At 42.3% G+C, this 19,689-nt stretch carries 13 protein-coding genes; 4 read left to right on the top strand and 9 right to left on the bottom strand.

What is annotated here, in order from left to right:
• Nucleotides 1-209 precede the first annotated feature (209 nt).
• From rpsB to JMY00_RS02230, 9 genes are all read right to left on the bottom strand, one after another.
• Complete coding sequence (gene rpsB / locus JMY00_RS02270; RefSeq protein ID WP_057758431.1) at nt 210-1,001, bottom strand: 30S ribosomal protein S2; 792 nt, start codon at nt 999-1,001, stop codon at nt 210-212.
• Between the two features lie 464 nt (nt 1,002-1,465).
• Complete coding sequence (locus tag JMY00_RS02265; RefSeq protein WP_102091536.1) at nt 1,466-1,915, bottom strand: chemotaxis protein CheX; 450 nt, start codon at nt 1,913-1,915, stop codon at nt 1,466-1,468.
• A gap of 35 nt (nt 1,916-1,950) precedes the next feature.
• Complete coding sequence (locus tag JMY00_RS02260) at nt 1,951-2,400, bottom strand: chemotaxis protein CheX (protein WP_057758427.1); 450 nt, start codon at nt 2,398-2,400, stop codon at nt 1,951-1,953.
• Between the two features lie 30 nt (nt 2,401-2,430).
• The gene (locus JMY00_RS02255; RefSeq protein WP_057758425.1) at nt 2,431-2,793 is read right to left on the bottom strand and encodes a response regulator; all 363 of its coding nucleotides are present in this window, start codon (nt 2,791-2,793) and stop codon (nt 2,431-2,433) included.
• Between the two features lie 61 nt (nt 2,794-2,854).
• Nucleotides 2,855-5,035, bottom strand: a complete 2,181-nt coding sequence (locus tag JMY00_RS02250; RefSeq protein WP_201578962.1) for an ATP-binding protein — start codon at nt 5,033-5,035, stop codon at nt 2,855-2,857.
• 12 nt (nt 5,036-5,047) lie between these two features.
• Complete coding sequence (locus JMY00_RS02245; protein WP_201578961.1) at nt 5,048-5,917, bottom strand: transporter substrate-binding domain-containing protein; 870 nt, start codon at nt 5,915-5,917, stop codon at nt 5,048-5,050.
• 353 nt (nt 5,918-6,270) lie between these two features.
• On the bottom strand, nt 6,271-7,530 hold the full coding sequence (locus JMY00_RS02240; RefSeq protein WP_201578960.1) for a multidrug effflux MFS transporter: 1,260 nt from the start codon (nt 7,528-7,530) through the stop codon (nt 6,271-6,273).
• 355 nt (nt 7,531-7,885) lie between these two features.
• A complete protein-coding gene (locus JMY00_RS02235; RefSeq protein WP_201578959.1) occupies nt 7,886-8,698 on the bottom strand; it encodes a crotonase/enoyl-CoA hydratase family protein in 813 nt (270 codons plus the stop codon).
• 223 nt (nt 8,699-8,921) lie between these two features.
• Complete coding sequence (locus tag JMY00_RS02230; RefSeq protein ID WP_201578958.1) at nt 8,922-12,551, bottom strand: ATP-binding protein; 3,630 nt, start codon at nt 12,549-12,551, stop codon at nt 8,922-8,924.
• A gap of 607 nt (nt 12,552-13,158) precedes the next feature.
• On the opposite strand from JMY00_RS02230, the gene cysM reads away from it, so the two are divergent.
• The 4 genes from cysM to JMY00_RS02210 all read left to right on the top strand — a co-directional run bounded on the left by cysM (nt 13,159) and on the right by JMY00_RS02210 (nt 19,678).
• The gene (gene cysM, locus JMY00_RS02225; RefSeq protein WP_201578993.1) at nt 13,159-14,112 is read left to right on the top strand and encodes a cysteine synthase CysM; all 954 of its coding nucleotides are present in this window, start codon (nt 13,159-13,161) and stop codon (nt 14,110-14,112) included.
• Nucleotides 14,113-14,259: 147 nt separating this feature from the next.
• Nucleotides 14,260-15,084, top strand: a complete 825-nt coding sequence (locus tag JMY00_RS02220) for a 3'-5' exonuclease (protein WP_201578957.1) — start codon at nt 14,260-14,262, stop codon at nt 15,082-15,084.
• A 100-nt stretch (nt 15,085-15,184) separates the two neighbouring features.
• On the top strand, nt 15,185-16,717 hold the full coding sequence (rlmD, locus tag JMY00_RS02215) for a 23S rRNA (uracil(1939)-C(5))-methyltransferase RlmD (RefSeq protein WP_201578992.1): 1,533 nt from the start codon (nt 15,185-15,187) through the stop codon (nt 16,715-16,717).
• 423 nt (nt 16,718-17,140) lie between these two features.
• Nucleotides 17,141-19,678, top strand: a complete 2,538-nt coding sequence (locus tag JMY00_RS02210; protein WP_201578956.1) for a bifunctional (p)ppGpp synthetase/guanosine-3',5'-bis(diphosphate) 3'-pyrophosphohydrolase — start codon at nt 17,141-17,143, stop codon at nt 19,676-19,678.
• Nucleotides 19,679-19,689 lie beyond the last annotated feature (11 nt).

Raw genomic sequence — 19,689 nt, 5'->3', positions numbered from 1 at the left:
TATAACCAGTAGGAGCGATAATACTCGCTCAACAGCTGCTAGCTTATATGCATGGCGTTATTAATAAGGCTTTATTCAATAACAAGGCATGACGAGTAAAACTACATCATGCCTATTATGAGCTTATACGCTGTTCAAAACATTATATGGATGCTGATAGATACACTATCAAGGCATCCTTACAAAGTTAAACTTTTTAAGTCAGCTACTTATTCTGCTGGAGTTGCAGCAGCTTCTTCTGCAGCTGGCGCTTCTTCAGTTGCAGCAGGTGCTTGCTCAGCTTTACCACCAGCTTGAGTTTGTGCGTATTCTTTACCAGCGATGATAGCATCAGCCATAGAAGTTACGTACAAAGTCACAGCACGGATAGCATCATCGTTAGCTGGGATGATGTAATCAACGTTGTCTGGGCTAGAGTTAGTATCAACGATACCGATAACTGGGATACCCAAGTTCTTGGCTTCTTTAATAGCGATCGCTTCGTGATCTACGTCTACTACGAAGATAGCGTCAGGTAGGCCGCCCATGTCTTTGATACCACCTAGTGAACGCTCAAGTTTTTCCATATCGCGAGTACGCTCTAGCGCTTCACGCTTAGTTAGCTTAGCGAAAGTACCGTCTTCTGCTTGCTTTTCTAGCTCTTTTAGACGGTTGATTGACTGGCGTAGAGTTTTCCAGTTAGTCAACATACCACCTAACCAGCGATGGTCAACGTATGGCATACCAGCGCGAGCTGCTTGCTCACGTACGATACCGCTTGCAGCGCGTTTAGTACCAACAAATAATACTTTGTTTTTCTTAGCAGCTAGGCCGTTTACGTAAGTCAACGCTTCGTTGAACGCTTTTACGGTGTGCTCTAGGTTGATGATATGGATCTTGTTACGTGCGCCAAAGATGTATGGACCCATTTTTGGGTTCCAAAAACGTGTTTGGTGACCAAAGTGAGCGCCTGCTTGTAGTAAGTCGCGCATTTCGATTTTGGTTGGATTCTTTGTAGCCATGAGAATATATCCTATTGGTTGGGTTATGCCTCCACATCACAAAAACAGCCTATTTAGCGACACGCATCTGCTACCAGTTAGTTTTCATTAGTAATGCACTAACAGATCACAAATTAATCAAGTCGCCAAACACCCAGCAATTTTTTGCCATGATGTGTGTGTCATTGGTTGGTTTAAAAAAGAAGCTATCGCTAGATTAAAGCAAATGCCCAAATCTAAACTATAAAGTGAATTATAAAAAATAGCTGCGCTGTATTTTATCACATAACGTCTTAGAATCTCCAGCAGTTTATTCGTAGCGTATCAATAAGATAAAAACAAACTATGGCGATAATAAAACAAAAAAAGCGACACATTTGCATCGCTTTTTTCATGATTGTCTTTTTAATAGCTGTTTTTCAAGCAAGGTCAACACTGTCACTCTTTTATAGTTATCACTCGTTTACAGAGTGATTGACTATAACTTATGCAATGCAAATACCAATGACCGCCTTGTAACCACGCCACGTAAATGGTGTGATGTAGCTTTGACGGTCTTTAGGTAAATAAGACACGCTTGGCGCACTCTCTACAATGTGCGGCGGAGAGATAATAAACTCTGAACCAAACTCTGTACGAGCGTTACCTGAGATTGTATTGGCCATTTCACCCAACAAATCTTTCATCATCGTGATTGAAGAGTCAGGCTCGCCCATCACTTTGATGACTTCTCGCAACATCGCGCTTGGTGCACTGACATAGACGCAACCTTCTAAAGGCCCTGATATCTTAATGACACCGCTATAATCAAAGCCAATCGCGCTTTTGTTGTTATTCAAGTAAGGGGTATCAATTGACACTTCCGAGCCATCGATTTGCGCAAAAAACGCATTGATCGAGCTTAGAAACACACCCAATTTTTCTACTTTAACCATAATATATTAATATCCATCTGTATTACGTGGCAGCATTAATCTTGCAAGCAAACCACAATCTCGCCTACTTGAGAATGCCAAGTGATGGGGATGATAAAAGAACGCTCATCGTTCGGCAACACAATACTTTGCGGCGCACCTTTAAACACAAATGGTACAGAGATATGAAACTCTGAGCCAAACTCTTTGCGTGCATTGCCTGCGATGGTATTGGCCACTTCCCCAGCCAGATCTACATAGTTCTCTTCACTTTTATCGGTTTCGCCCATACTGTCTAAGATTGAAGACAGCAAGTCACGCGTCGCCGAAAAATATACCACGCCTTTTTGGCCACCAGATATACCAATCACGCCTGTATAGTCATGGACTTTTGGCTGTTTGTTTTCTAGTAAGTAAGGGGTATCAGCAATAAGCTCCTCTCCCCCAAACTGGTCAAAATAATTACTAATAATACTTAAAAAAATCTGTAGCTTTTGCTCTTTCATAATGACATCTGCTTTGGTCGATGAATAGTATTAGTCTTGCATCAGCTCATACAAAGACTCGACAAGCTCCTCTTCTGAGAAGGGCTTGCACAAAAAGCCGCTAGCACCTAGTGACAATGCTTCAATGCCGGTGGCTTTATCCGATAACGCTGATACCACTAAAATGCGTACTTCAGGATCAATCGCGATGATTTTTTCAATACATTCTAGCCCATCCATTTGTGGCATGGTTAGGTCCATGGTGATCACATCAGGACGATGAACATTGAACTTTTCGATGGCTTGAACACCGCTAGTCGCTGTCGCCACCAACATGAACTTTCCTGAATCGTATGCGCGCTGAATACGGTTTCTAATAATATTTGAATCATCAACAATCATTAACTTATGCATAACTTATCTACTACCTTTAATGAAGTGCTTGTCGTCCCTGACAATATAATTACTATTTTGATTAAGCTTTAGGTAAAGTAATGACAAACCGTGTCATCTGACCTAGCTCGCTATTTACATTAAGCTTGCCATCATACTCTTTTACTTTTGCTTTGATGATATCAAGTCCGACACCGCGGCCACCGTCTTCATCTGCGTGCTCTTTGGTAGAGAATCCAGAAGAGAACAGCTGTTTGAGCAAGTCACCTTTGCTAAGCTGATTTGCCTCTTCCGTACCGAAACGACCTTCTTCAATCAGCTTATTACGGATGCTGTCATAGTTGATGCCTTGTCCGTCATCTTGCACAACCAGCATAAAGTTTGAACCGTTGTCTTGCACTTCCAAATCTATGGTCCCAATGTCAGTTTTGCCAGTAGTATGACGCACACTTGGCGACTCGATACCATGTACCACCGCATTACGTAGCAATTGAATACTGATTTCTTTGATTGGCTTTGCAAGATGTGCTGGAATGCTGGTTTGGGTCAGCGTCGTACTTTTTAGCTGTACTCGCTTGCCTTGTCTTGCAGCAATCTCTTTTGTAAATTCATTATAAAAAGACAATAAATCGTCATCTGCTTCATTGTCTAAGTCGATATCTAGCCCACCATCAAAGTCAGCATTGCTAGCTGCATGGTCTGCTACTGGATTTTGAGTAGCGACTGGTGCTTGTACGGTTGACGACTTAGCTGCTGTCGGTGCTGAGCGGTTGATACGCTCACCCAACGTCGCAATCGTGTTCGATAAGCTGAGCAAGTCATCCAAATGTACTGCCAATGGTAAGAAGTCATTACCAGACAACTGACCTTGGTTTTGTAATGCATGTAACTTGTCTTCAGCATCAGAAGCAATCTTTGTAAAGCTATGTAGTTTTAGTGCTGATGCTTCACCTTTTAAGCTATGCATTTCACGATAAATAGCTTTCAATTTGCCTTCAAGCTCGTATTGTGAGCTACCAGGATTTTTTAAGATATTATTCATCTTCTCGATATGCGCTTGGGTATTACCAATAAACTCATTAATAATCTTTGGATTCACATTCAAGATAGTCGTTAACATCTCAATCTGCATATCGTTTTGCGAACGCTCTTTTTCTAGGCGCTGTTCTAAGTAGACTGCATCTGATACATCGTTAACGTTGACCAAGATACGAGCAATGTCTTTATTGTCATAAACACGTGAGAATTTAAAATCTAAGAAGCGATTATCAAGACTCTTGTCTTCAGATAGGTTATGTAGCATGACCTTGTTTAACGGGTTAAGTGAATCTACCAGTTTTTCTTTCACTCGAGGGTTATAGAGCTGTTCAATAAACTGCTGGGTGGTCTTGAGGTCTTTATCAGAGATACGACCACGTAAGACATTGGTAAAGTTCTCCCCTGACAAGCTATCAGAGCCGATGATATTGTTCAGCGCGCGAGAATGCTGTTGACCAATATTCAAGTCCTTATCAAGTAGGAAAAGACCTGTATTTACCGTTTCCATAATCTCTTGCGTTTCTTGGCGAGCGGCAAGTGCTTCAGCATCCGTCTCACGTAGACGACGTACAAAGAAGAATACGAAGATTAGGAAGTAGGTAAAAATAGCGGCAACACCAAGCACCTGAATAAGACGAATGGTAGTTGCTTGACGTTGTGCACTATCGAACACGTCTTTTGTCAAATTATCCAAAGAATCGTTAATAAACAAACTTGATGTTTTCGCCTGTTCAACGGCCTGCGTCAATTCATCAGCAGACGTTACCATGATATTATCAGCATCTTTTAGATATGTTTGAATCTTAGGCTCTAGCGCTTTCCATTGCTCATTGGCCGCAGCAATATTGGTTTGTGCTTGACTATCAATTTTTGGCAAGTCATAGCTATTACCTTCTGCATCTGTGATCGTACTGCCTTGTTCAATGGCAGTGATAGAGCTAGTAATCAACGCAGTATTTTGCTCTAAACGGCTTAGCACTCGTTGTATGTGCGGAGAGTTAGTATCCTCACCATAACTACTGTCTAAATCGAAAAGATCTTTAATTACTGCCTGTGCACTGTTTGCCACTTGGTTAGTTTGGTCAATTAAAGCCGTGTTTCGTTCTAATAAATTTGAGGTATAAAACGTAAACGCCAGCAAAGCACCGATTAGAGATAAAAATAGTGCAATTGAAATAATCAGACCTTGATAGCGCTTATTGTCGACATTAGGTACGGTTGCCATCTTCAGAATTCCTTAGTTCAATTGCTTAGTATTGGTGTCAGAGTCGCTCTTTTCATCAGGGTCAGCTTCACCCAACCAGCGCGCCTCAATTTCTTTAAATGTCCCTTTTTCTTTTAGTTTGGCAATACCTTCATTAACCGTTTTGATAAGCTGGGTATTTTCTTTTGCCATGAGCACCACTTGCTGGGCTGAAGGTGCATCTGCAGCTTCATAGGGTACAATTTTCACTTTATGCTCAGGATAGCCTTTGACGATATATTGCAAGACTGGCATATCGTACAAGAAGACATCCGTATTACCTTGAACCAAATCCTGATACGCCAAAAATGCTGTAGGTCTTGAAATTAGCTCCACCGAACTACCCATCTCTTTTAGCGTGTCTTCTTCTTTAGAGCCTTCTAACGTACCTGCTTTTAGACCTTTTATATCGTTTAAGCCTTTTATATCAAACTTACCTTCCAAATACATGATAGTAGCTGGGTTGAAAAAGTATGGTGTTGATAGACCATATCTCACTGCACGATCGTCTTTGTAAGAAATACCAGAAATCGCTAGATCACGCTTTCCTGATTCAACGCTATCGAACATATCTTGCCAAGTTTCTTTGTAAAACTCGACTTTGAATCCCTGCTCTTCACCAATAGCACGAATTGAATCAACATCAGTGCCTTGCATATTGCCATAGTCATCTTGGAATGAAAAAGGCGGCAAATCACCAGTCATGGCAACTTTCAATGTTGGCGCTGTATCAGGTAGCTTACTCACAAAGCTATCTGTGTTTTCCTTTACTGGTGTATTTGCACTTTCTTGAGTAGCAGAATTACCACAGCCAAATAGGCCAACACTCAACAAAATCGGTAACGCTCGATATAACTGCTTCATAATCTATCCTTGAAACCTAACGTTGTTTTACATTTTAATTAATTGACAATCTAGCAAGGTTAAGTAATGTCTATACATATTTGCTTACAGAAAGTTACGTTAGATAATACTTGTCTAATTTTATGATTGCAATAATTATGTTTGGTCATTATCTACGATTAGTTATATATAGCAAAGTCTGCATATAATTCAGAACAACTTATGTTTACTAAAACCTGACAAACGTTGCTACTTAAAGTCTCTATAAGACTTGATCCTTAACTGAATAAGTATTCAACGCAAAAAAAAGCACTCATACGCTGTGAACGTATGAGTGCTTTTCAAAATACAGTTAACTTAAAATAGAGACGCTGTTACTCTGCATCGTCCAAATTTAGATTACGATCAATTTTCCAAATCAGGAAAGAACCGAAACTCATTAGTGAGAACAGGGCAATACCAACTTTGAGAACTGGGTTGACTGGAAACAGGTTCAATAATAAACCGCCAAAGATACCGACTGAAAACATCAGCGAGCCTTGTAGCGCACTTGCCATACCAGCACGGCGTTTCTGAAAAGCGAGCGCAATTGCAGAAGCATTAGGCTGAGTCAGACCCAGTCCTGCGATACAAAAGAAAATACAAGCTAGTACCAGTGGCAACCAAGCATCCGTCCCTAAAAGCAAGCCAATCACGAATAGCACACCCGCAGAGATAACCTGCATCATCGCCCCAAATCGCAAAATACTTAGTATTCGAAAGCGATTGGTAAGCCATTGGTTCAGCTGAGTCAAACCTACAAAACCTGCCGCATTCATTCCAAATAACCAACCAAAATGTGTCGCTGAGACGCCATAGGTATCCATAATTAACTCTGAAGCCGAGCTGATATAGACAAACATCGCTCCCATTAACAATCCACCACCAATTGCTGGATAGTTAAAAGTCGGGTCTTTTAATAAGTCCCAATATTGACTGACCACTTCTCTTGCAGGGCGTACGTTGCGATTTTCTTCTGTCAAAGTTTCAAAAAAGAAAAACTTAGTAAGTAGCAAGTTTAGAGCGCCAAATGCAGCTAAGAACCAAAAGATAGAGTGCCAATCAAAAAACTGTAAGAATAGCGCGCCAAGCGATGGTGCCAATATGGGTGCTAAGCCCATTACTAAAATCATGATGGAAAAAGCTTTCGCCGTTTGTTTGGCAGTGAGGCGATCTCGAATCGCAGCGCGAGTAACTACTGCACCTACACACGCGCCCAATGCTTGTAAAGTACGGCCTGCAAACAGTACGTACTCATTATCAGTAGTCGCACAAAGGATAGAAGCGATAACATACAGCGTCATACCTATATATAAGGGTTTGACACGGCCAACACGGTCACTGAATGGTCCGTAAAATAGCTGCCCAAATACCAAACCTAAAAAGTATGCAGGGACAGAGTTGGCCATAAAGGCCGTTGAAACACCGAAATCATCGGCCATCGATGGCAATGCTGGCAGATACATATCAATCGATAATGGGCCCACCGCAACCATCAGCCCAAGCATCATAATCCATGCAACAGGCAAATCAGCAGAGCGCACTCGCTCAGAAGCGATAGGTTTGTTTGGAAGGGAGGGTTTTGAAGCAGACATATTTAGACCGTTTTATATAGTGGCTATTATTTTTGATATTTTATTTTTCGACGTTTAATTGCTTGCACGTGTTGTTAGGTAGGCTTTCGTCATTTTACTGGCTTATCCAGTAATCAAAATAGATACCTTTAACAACAATAGTGCATCTTTACCCACATCGGTGCAAGCAGACAATGCTATATCGTGCTATCTGCTTGCATTTCAATGGCTATAAGATAATGGCGAAACAACCGCTAACAATTAAAGATCGTCAAAATAATTTATCAAAATATGTCTAGTTTTCTTAGGTAGCAATTTCTTTTATCAGAATGAATCAAACGAAAATAACACTAGAAAATTTACTGATAGCAAAAATTTAGCGGAATTGACGTTTGCCAAATAAGGTGCTGGTCTGCTTTGCTTTTCTAAGGGCAAGCTTACGATTGCGACCAAGCATCATTTTAAGCTGCCATGCTTTTTCTTTATATAAAGTCTTAGCAGGTTGATCATACATCGCATTTATCACACGTTTACTTGCTAGAACCGCATCAGGAGAGCGCTCTGCAAACTCGGCAGCAAGTTTTTGTGCCTGTTCAAGAGGTGCTTCACTACAATGGCTAATCAAGCCTAACTCTTTGCCTTCATTAGCATCGATGATACGGGCGCTCATGGCGAGCTCTTTTAGAGTATCTTCTCGTAGGACCCCAAATGCTGATTGGGTCAGCCCCATGTCTGGCACTAAACCCCACTTAGCTTCCATAATAGATAATTGACAATCAGGATGGCTGATACGTACGTCACAAGCCAACGCCAACTGCAACCCAGCGCCGATACAATACCCTTCCAATACTGCTATGACAGGTACTGGCAGATCACGCCATACCAAGCACACTCGTTGGAACGCACTTTGCCATGGTTTAATCAATTCCCAAAGCGCAAATGCTGTGTTTTTTGGATGATTTAAGTCTCCTAAATCAATACCTGCACAAAACGTCCCCTCTGCCCCATTTAGAATGACTGCGCGTATGGTTCTGTCTTTGCTAATACGACCTGCCAGCTTAATCAGCTCATTGATTACCTGAAAACTCATGGCATTTTTTTTATGTGGACGATTTAAGGTAACCGTCAGTATGTTGTCTGTAATACTAACTTGTAAGGTCTCATACTGGTAACTTGCAATCGCGTTCATAACAATCCTTATTAATGAATAAAATAAATATGGTGCTGATATTCACAATATTAGCAGGCTTGTCTTTGTTGTACCGTAGTAATAACTGACTGCCACGATACTATAGTCAGTTTCATATACAGCAGATATAGAGTGTTTAGTTGATAACGATAAGCAAACCTAACAAGACTACCTATCGCTTTCTGAACCTGAATGATTTTATCTGCTTTACCTTACCCTCAACTTATATCATTTTCCACGTCATATCATTTTCGCTCAAGCGATGATAGTTAAGCTGAGGATAAGAAGATAAATCCACCTTTTGCAAGTTGTCTAGCGCCGTTAACAATGCCTCATAATAAGGCTCAATCATTGCAAACTGCACAGGTGTCGTATGCTGTACATTCAGCAAGCACTTATCTTCCAAATCTTGGCTAGCCTGACGCAGTTGCGGTACACCTGTATATCGACTACCACCCAGTATACGATGGGCAATTTGTGCCAGCATATTGCGGTCATGCGCTTCCCATGCCTGAATAAGCGCCTGCTTTTCATCATTGATAGTATCGATCATCATGATAATAAGCTTGGCCGCCAATTCAGGTTTGTTCGCTGAACGAGTGAGCGCATCTTGCCAATCTAAAATGTTTGAGGTATCACTTTTGCTTATATTGTTGTTACTAAGGTCATTATTGATTTGCTCGTGTAAAGTCGTATTATCGTGAGCTGTTCTATCTTGAAAGCTTTGGTCTTGAGGGCTTTTATCTTGAGAGTTGTCGATAGACCTTATTTGTGATTGTAGTAGTGGCGATTGACCTTGTTTTTGTAGACGTAAGCTCTCATAGCGCGGCTGAATATCACGCGCAGTATCTCGTCTATAGCCTTCACGAGGCTGGCTATCACGCAAATAATCATCACGGATTTTTTTCAGGGATAGTGGACGGGTAATTTTCGGCTCGCTACTGACAGAAGTACTATTACGATTTACCCCGTCTCCTCTTATTATTGGATAAGTAGCGGTTAATGTATCTGAAGACATATCTGAACTGGCTTGAGTCTCCTGACCATTTACATTGTTAGAGCGTAAATCGTTCGATAAATCATTATCATTGATTGAGTAACCACGCAACGAGTCAATAGGAGTTAACTCAGCCCCTGTTGGGTCGATACTCTGTACATTAGCACCTTGTACATTAGCATCTTGTAAATTATCACTCTGCAAATCAGAATGCTGTAAGCCAAAGCTCTGCAAATCTGTATCAGGCAACGCGGTCAATTGTGGTGTGGTACTCTTACGACCAAGCCATTTCTGTAGCACCTGTAATAACTGAGGTTGGCTAATCGGTTTGCCGACATAGTCATTGATACCGCTGGCTATAAGTTTGTCACGTTCATCTGCCAACCCATGAGCTGTCAGAGCGATAATAGGGATACGACTATCCGCATTTTCGATATTTCGAATCTGCTTAGCCGCCTCATGACCTGACATACGCGGCATTTGAATATCCATAAATATCAAATCAATATTATCTTTGTCTTGCATAGCTGCTTTATCGTCAGCGCTCGTATCCTCATGATAGAACGCGCTATTTGTTTTCTTATTTATCTCATCACGCGTTTCCGCTTTAGAAAGTTGCGTTTTATTCGATAGGCTTTGCTTATCGCTCTTGGCAGTTTTGATGTTTTTGGTTTGCTGTTTACTGATAATCTCGATAGCATCAAACCCACTGCTCGCAGTAACTACCTGAATCCCTAGCTCGCTCAATAGAGCATCAAGCACTAGTAAATTAGGCAAATGGTCATCAACTGCCAGTACAGTGACCCCTTTCCAGCGTGGTTCCTGAAGGCTTTGCGGCGTACTACGGCTTTGAGTATCGAGCATCGCATACAGCTGTCTTTTGTCTAATGGTTCATACAGTATGTTGGCATGATAGCGGTTGAGTAGCGCTTGATCGGCCGCCACTTGGTAGCCAAACACAGCAAGCTTGCCTTGATAATGCAGACGAATTTGCTTGAGGAGTGCCATCATATCGTCTTGGGTATCATCATCAACAATGACCCAATCCCAATAATTACCGTGCTCTTTTAATGACTCAAGCACACCCGGTAATGAGTTGGCCTGAGTTAGCTTAATTGGCAAATACTGCAAGCTAGCCTTGAGCACTTGTATCGAAGCGGTATGATTGATCCAAACCAACACGTTAAACTCGTCAGTCTCACTCGCTAGTGGTGCTAATACTGGTAATTCAATTGTCTGCCCTGTGGCCGCCTCTAGCACATCGACATGGGCTGGCATGCGAAACCAAAATGTCGCGCCTTGATTGGCAATATTCTCTTGCGCATTATCATGAAACCCAATATCACCGCCCATCAAGCGCGTTAACTGTTTGGAGATGACTAGACCCAACCCTGTACCACCATACTGACGAGTGATTGATGGATCGCCTTGGCTAAAGCTTTGGAACAGCATTTTTTGATCTGCAAGGGAAATGCCTTTGCCGCTATCTTGCACACTAATCATCAGATAATTATCACGGTGGTCATCTAAGCTCACACGCACCACCACATCACCACTATCCGTAAATTTAATGGCATTACCAACGATATTGGTCAATACTTGCTTAAGACGTAACGCATCACCATTGATACGCATCGGCACATCATTGTAAAACAGTACTGCCATGCGCAAACCCTTCTCCGCAGAGACCGGAGATAGCATATCGACCACATCGTAAATGGTGTCATAGAGATCAAATTCATGGCGATCCAGTACTAGCTTGCCTGCTTCGATTTTAGAAAAATCTAAGACATCATTTACCAAAGCGAGCAAATGTGCTGAGGACTTCCGTATGGTCTGTACATACAAGTCCTGCTCAGGATTGAGCTCACCATGGCGTGCCAGCAAATTAATAAAACCATCGATACTGTTCAATGGTGTACGCAGTTCATGACTGATATTGGCTAAAAATGCAGATTTTGCTTGGCTGGTTGAAATCGCTGCATCACGTGCATTTCGAATAGAGATGTTTTGCATTTCCATCTCATCAAATGCCAACCGTAAATCATCCTCAGTCTGCTCGGCATGGTCTTTGAGCTCTTGAAAGCTTCTATGTAAGCGGCGTAATGTTCTGACTAGATCTTGCTGTAATAAATTCAGCTCACCATCTGACTCTACTGGTACAGGTTGGTATAAATTATCAACATGGGTACGTTGCAACTGCAACCGCAGCTCATAAATGGGGGCAATCCAACGTTTCGAATAGATATTTAGGCTCAGTAGTAGAATCAAAATAGTAAACAAGCCGGTAATCACTAACGCCATCGCAATACGGTAGCGTGCAATATAGAGCGGCTCATTATCCATATCGACGAGCAACCACAATGTCTGCCCTTCAAATTCTCCCAACACACTGCCATACGCTGTGCCTACAGGCGTTGGTCGTTGTGACAAAAAGCTTGCGGAATCACTGATTAGCGGCCACTCTTCATTGAGGCCATAACCGACTGTTGCCAGTATTTGATTGCCTTCATTAATAATAGCAATACGCTGTACATGCTGCTCGGACTGCATACGTCCAAGCTTATCTTGGATACCTTCTAGCGTCGTCATCGCCGCTCGCTGAGTACCTTCAGCACTACTCCCTACTTGCTGGCGCTCTTGTTCTAGCAGCTCAGGAATCAGTTCAGCTATGACTGGTGTATAGCGAATAAGTACCGCTTCGGCCAATACTTCTTGCTCCGAGTCACTTGCACGCATGGTTTCGTGAAATACCAAGATGCCGCCTACTGCTGCCAACACACAGATAGGCAAAAACACCAGTATGATCAGCTGACCATAAGCACTACTGGTATCGAAACGTTTTTTATATGCCATGCTAGGTCTACTCTCTACTAAGGTTCTTGCCGTGAATTTTTGTGATAACGTCAGTATTCGTGATACTTGTAGCATGTCGTATCAGAGTATTTGGGTAAGGGGCTACTCTTAATGAACCCACTAATCGTTAATAAGGTCACTGGTTCTGATAAGACAATTAATATACAACTCAAGATTATCTTAACAGGATTCTATAAGTTCTGGTTAAGCATTCCATGGGATGAACAACGTTATAATTAAAGTGCCAACCACTCTGTGTTAAAGAGAATATGGCTTTAAGCTATCAACTCTACTTTTGCAACCCTCAACATAACATTGACATTGACCTGATACAGTGACTATTAATCCTTGATGCGATAAGCGCAGCTGAAAACAAAATGATATAATAAAGCCACTTTTTATTTACCACAATATATCGCTCATAGTCATAACATATGAGAGCGCACTCTAATGCCTTTCGTTTTTAGCTCGCTTATCACTGCAAACCTATAACCCAAGCGACTGTCTAAAATTATGATCAAACAATAAAAACAGCGCTTCTATCAAAAACAAGCCATTAAAAACATATTTAAAAAATAGAAAAGGATACTTTATGTCCACTACGGCCATGTCAAATGCTAACTTTATTACTCAAATCACTACCCTTGCTGATTGCGTTGGTCAAACGCCATTGGTGAAACTTCAACGTCTGCCTGAGCAAGAGCACATTGCCAATGGCGCCACAGTATTAGCTAAGCTTGAAGGTAACAATCCAGCGGGCTCTGTAAAGGATCGTCCTGCTTTTAATATGATTTATCAAGCAGAACAGCGCGGTGATATCAAGCCTGGCGATATGTTGATTGAAGCCACTAGTGGCAATACTGGTATTGCATTGGCCATGGTCGCTGCGATGCGTGGCTACCCGATAACGTTGCTGATGCCGACCAACTCTACCCAAGAGCGTAAAGATGCCATGATTGCTTATGGCGCAACGCTGATTGAAGTAGACGAAGGCATGGAAGCTGCGCGCGATTTGGCATTACAGATGCAAGCAGATGGCAAAGGGGTGGTATTGGATCAGTTTAATAATCCTGACAATAGCCAAGCTCATTACCTGACTACAGGCCCTGAGCTATGGGCACAGACAGAAGGTAAGATTACGCATTTTATTAGTTCGATGGGCACGACAGGTACGATTACCGGTGTGTCACGCTACCTAAAAGAGCAAAATCCAGACGTCAAAATCATCGGCCTACAGCCTGACGAAGAAGCTTCGATTGCTGGTATTCGCCGTTGGCCGGCGGCTTATATGCCTGGTATTTTTGATGCAGACTTGATTGATGAAGTGATGGATATCGATCAGCGTATTGCTGAAGTCTATATGCGTAAATTGGCGAAGACTGAAGGTATCTTTGCTGGGGTATCTTCGGGCGCAGCTGCATGGGCAGCGACCCAAGTGGCAAAAGCAAACCCTAATGCTGTCATTGCTTTTATTGTCTGCGATCGTGGCGATCGTTATTTATCAACGGGTTTATATAACGTTGACGATAGCAATACGGACAATGACGCAGAAGTTAATTAATGCATAAGAAATACCATTTAGTATCGTTAATTTAAAAGAAGTGCAAAGCGGCCAAGTGCAGATATAAACGTAATACTTCAAGCAAGGTTAATGTTTTCATTCTTTATAATGAATTAACTATAAGCTCATAAATAGTCAGGATTATCTATGTCACAAGCGCTACCATCCGACCCTATATTGGTTTTTGATATCGAGACTGTCGCCGATGTCGATGCAGCACGCCGTATCTATCCGCAATTGGCCGATCTTAACGATGCGGATGTGTTAAGCGCGCTGACAGCCATACGTACACAAGAAGCAGGGCACGACTTTATGCGCTTGCCACTACAGCGTATTGTCTGTATCTCAGCTCTGTATATCAAGGATGGTAAGTTATCGCTATTTTCTTTGACTGCCGATAAATTTAGTGAAAAAGAAATCCTAGCCAAATTCTTTAGAGCATTTAACGACATTGAGACATTGCCGCAACTTATTAGTTGGAATGGCTCAGGCTTTGACATACCTGTACTGATATATCGTGCCATGCAATATGATTTGTCAGCACCATGGCTATTCGAAGAAGGCGAGCGTATTAAAAACATGCGCTTTGATAACTATGTTAATCGTTTTCATACACGTCATCTAGACTTGATGGATCGGTTTAGCCAGTATGGTGCTAGTCGCCGCGAAGCCATGGATATCGTCGCAAGTCTGTACGGATTACCCGGTAAAACTGACGTGGATGGCAGTATGGTTGGCGCGCTTGTTAGTAGCGGTGACTGGCAGACCCTATCTATATACTGTGAGTCTGATGTTATGAATACTTGGCTGATTTATTTACGCTGGTTACGTCTAACAGGACAGTTGTCTTCACAAGATTTTGATGCTTGGCAGCAGCAGAGCTATGACTATCTGGCAAAGTATACCCAAGCTGACGGTAGTCCGCGACATCAAGAGTTTATCGCTGACTGGTCATCGGCACCCGAATTATAGAATTCGCATTATTAGTAGTTTTTATTCCCCTCTTCTAGTTATTTATTATTAAGGCAGGTTTATGCAACCCACCGATTCAAAAACATCTACAGCATCTGATATGGCAGCGCAAAGCAGTAACGCTCAAACGAATGAAGCTCAAACCAACGACACCCAAACGATTGTCATTCCGCCTAGTAAGAAAAAATCAAAGCCATCATCAAAGACACGTCGTCGTCTAAAAGATGCAGAGCCAATTCCATTTAATATTGATGGTTTGTCACATGATGGTCGCGGTGTTGCTGTGTATGGTAATGGTTTTGATGTTGCGGAAGGTCATGCTGAAGACAAGCATGGCAAAAAGATCTTTGTTAGCTTTGCTCTACCAGGTGAAAGCGCCTTAGTAAAAATAACCAACAGCCGTGCTAGCTTTGAAGAAGGTGATGCCATTAGTATCACTGCCAACCCAAACCCTGAACGTGCTGTACCACCCTGCCCGCATTTCGGTACTTGCGGTGGTTGTAACTTGCAACATTGGCAACCAGATGGACAAATAAATTTTAAACAATCAGTACTGGCTGAAATGCTAATGCACCAAGCCAACGCGGAACCTGACAATTGGCTCCCTCCTGTGGTCGGTGATCGTCTTGGTTATCGTACCAAAGCACGTTTGGGCGTACGCTATGTCGTCAAAAAAGAAACCGCGCTTGTCGGCTTCCGTGAGCGTTCAAGTAACTTCTTGGCAGAGCTAAATGAGTGTCATATCTTAGATCCACGTATTGGGTTTGAGATTGAAAACCTAAAAACGCTTATTAGCACTTTAGAGAGCCGTGACAAGATTGCTCAGCTTGAGCTTGCAATGGGTGAGCAACTGCCAGAACTACCTGATGGTAATCAGCCAGTTGCGCTCATCGTACGTAATTTAGAACCGTTGTCAGACGCTGATATAGACAAACTAAAAGTCTTTTTTGCAGCGCGTAATTGGCAGCTGTATTTGCAGTCGAAAGGCGTTGATAGTATCCAACGTATTGCGTTGACAGACGCTGATGATTTGAGCGAGCAATTTGGGCGTCTATATTATCAATTGCCAGAGTATGATCTGACTTTTGAATTTATCCCTACTGACTTTACTCAAGTAAATTTATCGGTTAACCGTCAGATGACCAGGCTTGCCTGTGACTTATTGGACTTAAAAGCAGGCGAACGCGTACTAGACTTATTCAGTGGTTTGGGTAACTTTAGCTTGCCACTAGCGCGCCTCGTTGGCGAGACAGGCTCAGTAGTCGGTGTCGAAGGCAGTGAAGCCATGACCGAACGTGCTGCTGACAACGCTCGTCGCAACGGTATCAACAATACTGAGTTTTATAGTCAAGATTTGACTCAAGACTGTACTGATAAGCCATGGGCCAACCAAGGTTTTGATGCACTGTTGATTGATCCACCGCGCTCTGGTGCTTGGGAGATTATGCAATATTTGCCAAAATTTAATGCTGAGCGCATTGTTTATGTCTCTTGTAATCCAGCGACCCTTGCTCGTGATACAAAAGCATTGTTAGAACAAGGCTATCGTCTGACTCATGCTGGCGTGATGGATATGTTCTGCCATACGGGTCATGTTGAATCTATCGCTCGCTTTGAAAAAGTAGCAGTTTAACGTTATTAATTTTCAAAAACGATTAATGGCTGAAAATGACTGATAGTTGAACCTGATTAAAGAGACAATTAAGCGTTATTACAATTATCTAAGTTAACCCAAAGCTTTGATAAGTTTGTGCTAATAAATAGCCATTATTTAGCGTAATTGACCACAGCCATACAGAGGCTCGCTTGATTTGTCACTTTAAAATGAGATAATAGTAAACAATCTTCCTATGTTTTTGATGATGTTTCCAATCGCTACATAGCAAGCATTTGCACTCATAGCTTTATATATTTTACGCGCATTTTATAGCTGCTAAAAATAACATTTTTAGCAGTTGTATTGGTTTATAGCTGACACTTTATGGATCGTTAATTCAGAGTGTGTGCATAGTAGATGAGGTTATAATCAATTCAAAATAGCTAAGAGGAGTCGGCTATGGTAAAAATTCGTGAAGGATTACCGCTGGTGGATGGACAGACCACGCAGGCCGATAGTGCAACACTTGCGGCGCAACTGGTGGCGAGCCAACGCTCTCACCAGTCAGCCAATAGTTATGCTCAAATTCCCCTCGACATCAAATACCAGTTGGCAACCCACAAGCTACATACTACTTTTGATCGCTCAGCCGCACACACTTATCATTTACATGACCCTCACACTAAAGACGAGTATTTGGATGATACCAATGCGCTATCAAACAAAGAGCTTGAGGCGGTCGACTTGGACCAAGCCAACATCGACGTACCTACTTGGCTAGATAATGTGGCCAAGCGTATTGGACAAGAGTCAGTACCCAACCTAAGTGCAGCTTGCGAGTTTATTCGCAGTCACATGAATACCAGTGAATCTGAGCGTTCAGGCGCTTACGTGACCGGTATTGGTATGACCGATATTCTGACCTATCTTTATCAAGATGAAGACTCATTGGTCGCGGCCATGCTGTATCGCAGTGCCCGCAAATCAATCATTAGTCTCGCTGAAGTTGAAAAAAACTTTGGTCCAGATATTTTGACCCTTGTTAAAGATACCCTTGCAATGGGTAAGCTATCGGAGATTATCGAGAGCAACAAGCGCTTAGAAGACCATTTCGTCAACAACCAGCGAGATCAGCTATCAAATATTTATAGCATGCTCATCTCTGTCACCAACGACGTGCGTGTGGTACTCATCAAATTGGCAGAGCGTACCTTTGCCATGCGTGAGTTGACGTTTTCTAGGCCAGAGCGTCAAACGCGTGTCGCACGTGAAGTCATGACTATTTATGCGCCATTAGCCCATCGTTTAGGTATTGCGCAGCTAAAATGGGAGCTCGAAGATTTAGCTTTCCGTTATCTTGCGCCTGATCGCTATAAAGAAATTGCTAAGCTGCTGTCAGAAAAACGTAGCGAACGCGAGTCCTATATTCAGCGCGTACAAGACAAATTAAATGAATCATTAGCAGATGCCAGTATTGAAGGCGAAGTATCTGGGCGCGTCAAACATATCTACTCTATTTATCGAAAAATGAAGCTTAAAGGTCTATCCTTTGATCAGCTTTATGACATTCGTGCCTTGCGCGTCTTGGTTAATAGCCCTTCTGACTGTTATCACGTTTTAGGCCTAGTACATGGCTTATGGCGTTATATTCCTGAGCAGTTTGATGACTATATTACTAACCCTAAGTCCAATGGCTATCGCTCACTACATACTGCTGTAATCGCGGAAAATAAATCACTGGAAGTCCAGATTCGTACTCATGAGATGCACTTTGAGGCCGAACTTGGCATGTGTGCGCACGTTAATTACAAAGAAGGGCTAAAGAATAAGAAAGACAATTATCTGAATCAAAGAATCAGCTCACTACGCCAATTATTATCTATCAATAATGAAACACGCAATCAGCCACGCTCAGCTGTTGTAGCGGGCGAAGAAATAGATGATATCGAGTTTGACGAAGAAGAGCAACTCGTTGATTTTGATGAGCTAGAACGTATTTATATCTTTAGTCGTGACGGTGATATTACTGAGCTACCAAAAGGCGCGACCGTTCTTGATTTTGCCTACTATGTGCATACTCAAGTTGGCAACCGTGCACAGGCTGCTCGTGTCAATCAACGCTATGTGCCACTGACGTATCAGTTGAAAACAGGTGAGCAAGTTGAGATTATCACTAAGGCATCACGTGAGCCCAATCGTGATTGGTTGGTAGCCTCGTTAGGTTATATTCATACCAACCGTGCCCGTTCAAAACTGCGCCAGTGGTTTAATAAGCAAGACCGTGATAAGAATATTGAAATAGGTCGCCAAATGCTTAGCAAAGAGCTTGAGCGCCTATCTGTTCATCCTAATAGTATTGATCTGAACGACTATATTCAGCATTTTCATGTCAATACGACCGATGACATCATTGTAGGGCTGGTGACAGGTGATATTGGCCTTAATCAGTTAACCAGTCATATCTCTCGTCAGCTACATCTAGAGCCTGAAATACCACCAGAGAGCTTTGTACCTCATGTAGATAACAGAGATACAGGTAAGCTCGATGCGTATAAAATCCATATCGATGGTTTGGATAATATCGAAATCAATTTGGCAGGTTGTTGTCATCCTGTGCATGGCGAACCGATAGCTGGCTACATCACTTTATCGCGTGGCGTTAGCGTGCATAATCGAGGCTGCCCAGAGTACTTACGTCTGGTTGAGCGTGATCCTGAGCGCAAGATAGAAGCCGCTTGGCAAGTACAGATTGGTCGTTATCAGCCTGTTGATATTCATGTCGAAGCATATGACAGACGCGGTTTGCTACGTGATTTGACACAGATAATTGATAAAGAAAACGTCAATATTCGCCAAGTTCAAACGTTAAGTAATGACGACAATATTGCTTTTTTAAAGTTCCATATTGAAGTCTCAGGCTTAGCACATCTATCTAAGTTGCTCGCAAAATTAGAGCAGCAACATGGTATTTTGCACGCACGCCGTGCAGTCGTGTAAATAAAACCTTA

The organism is Psychrobacter sp. Pi2-52, assembly GCF_904846705.1.
GTDB lineage: Bacteria > Pseudomonadota > Gammaproteobacteria > Pseudomonadales > Moraxellaceae > Psychrobacter.
The sequence above is the reverse complement of the archived record's forward strand: the minus strand, read 5'-3'. Positions and strand labels throughout refer to the sequence as shown.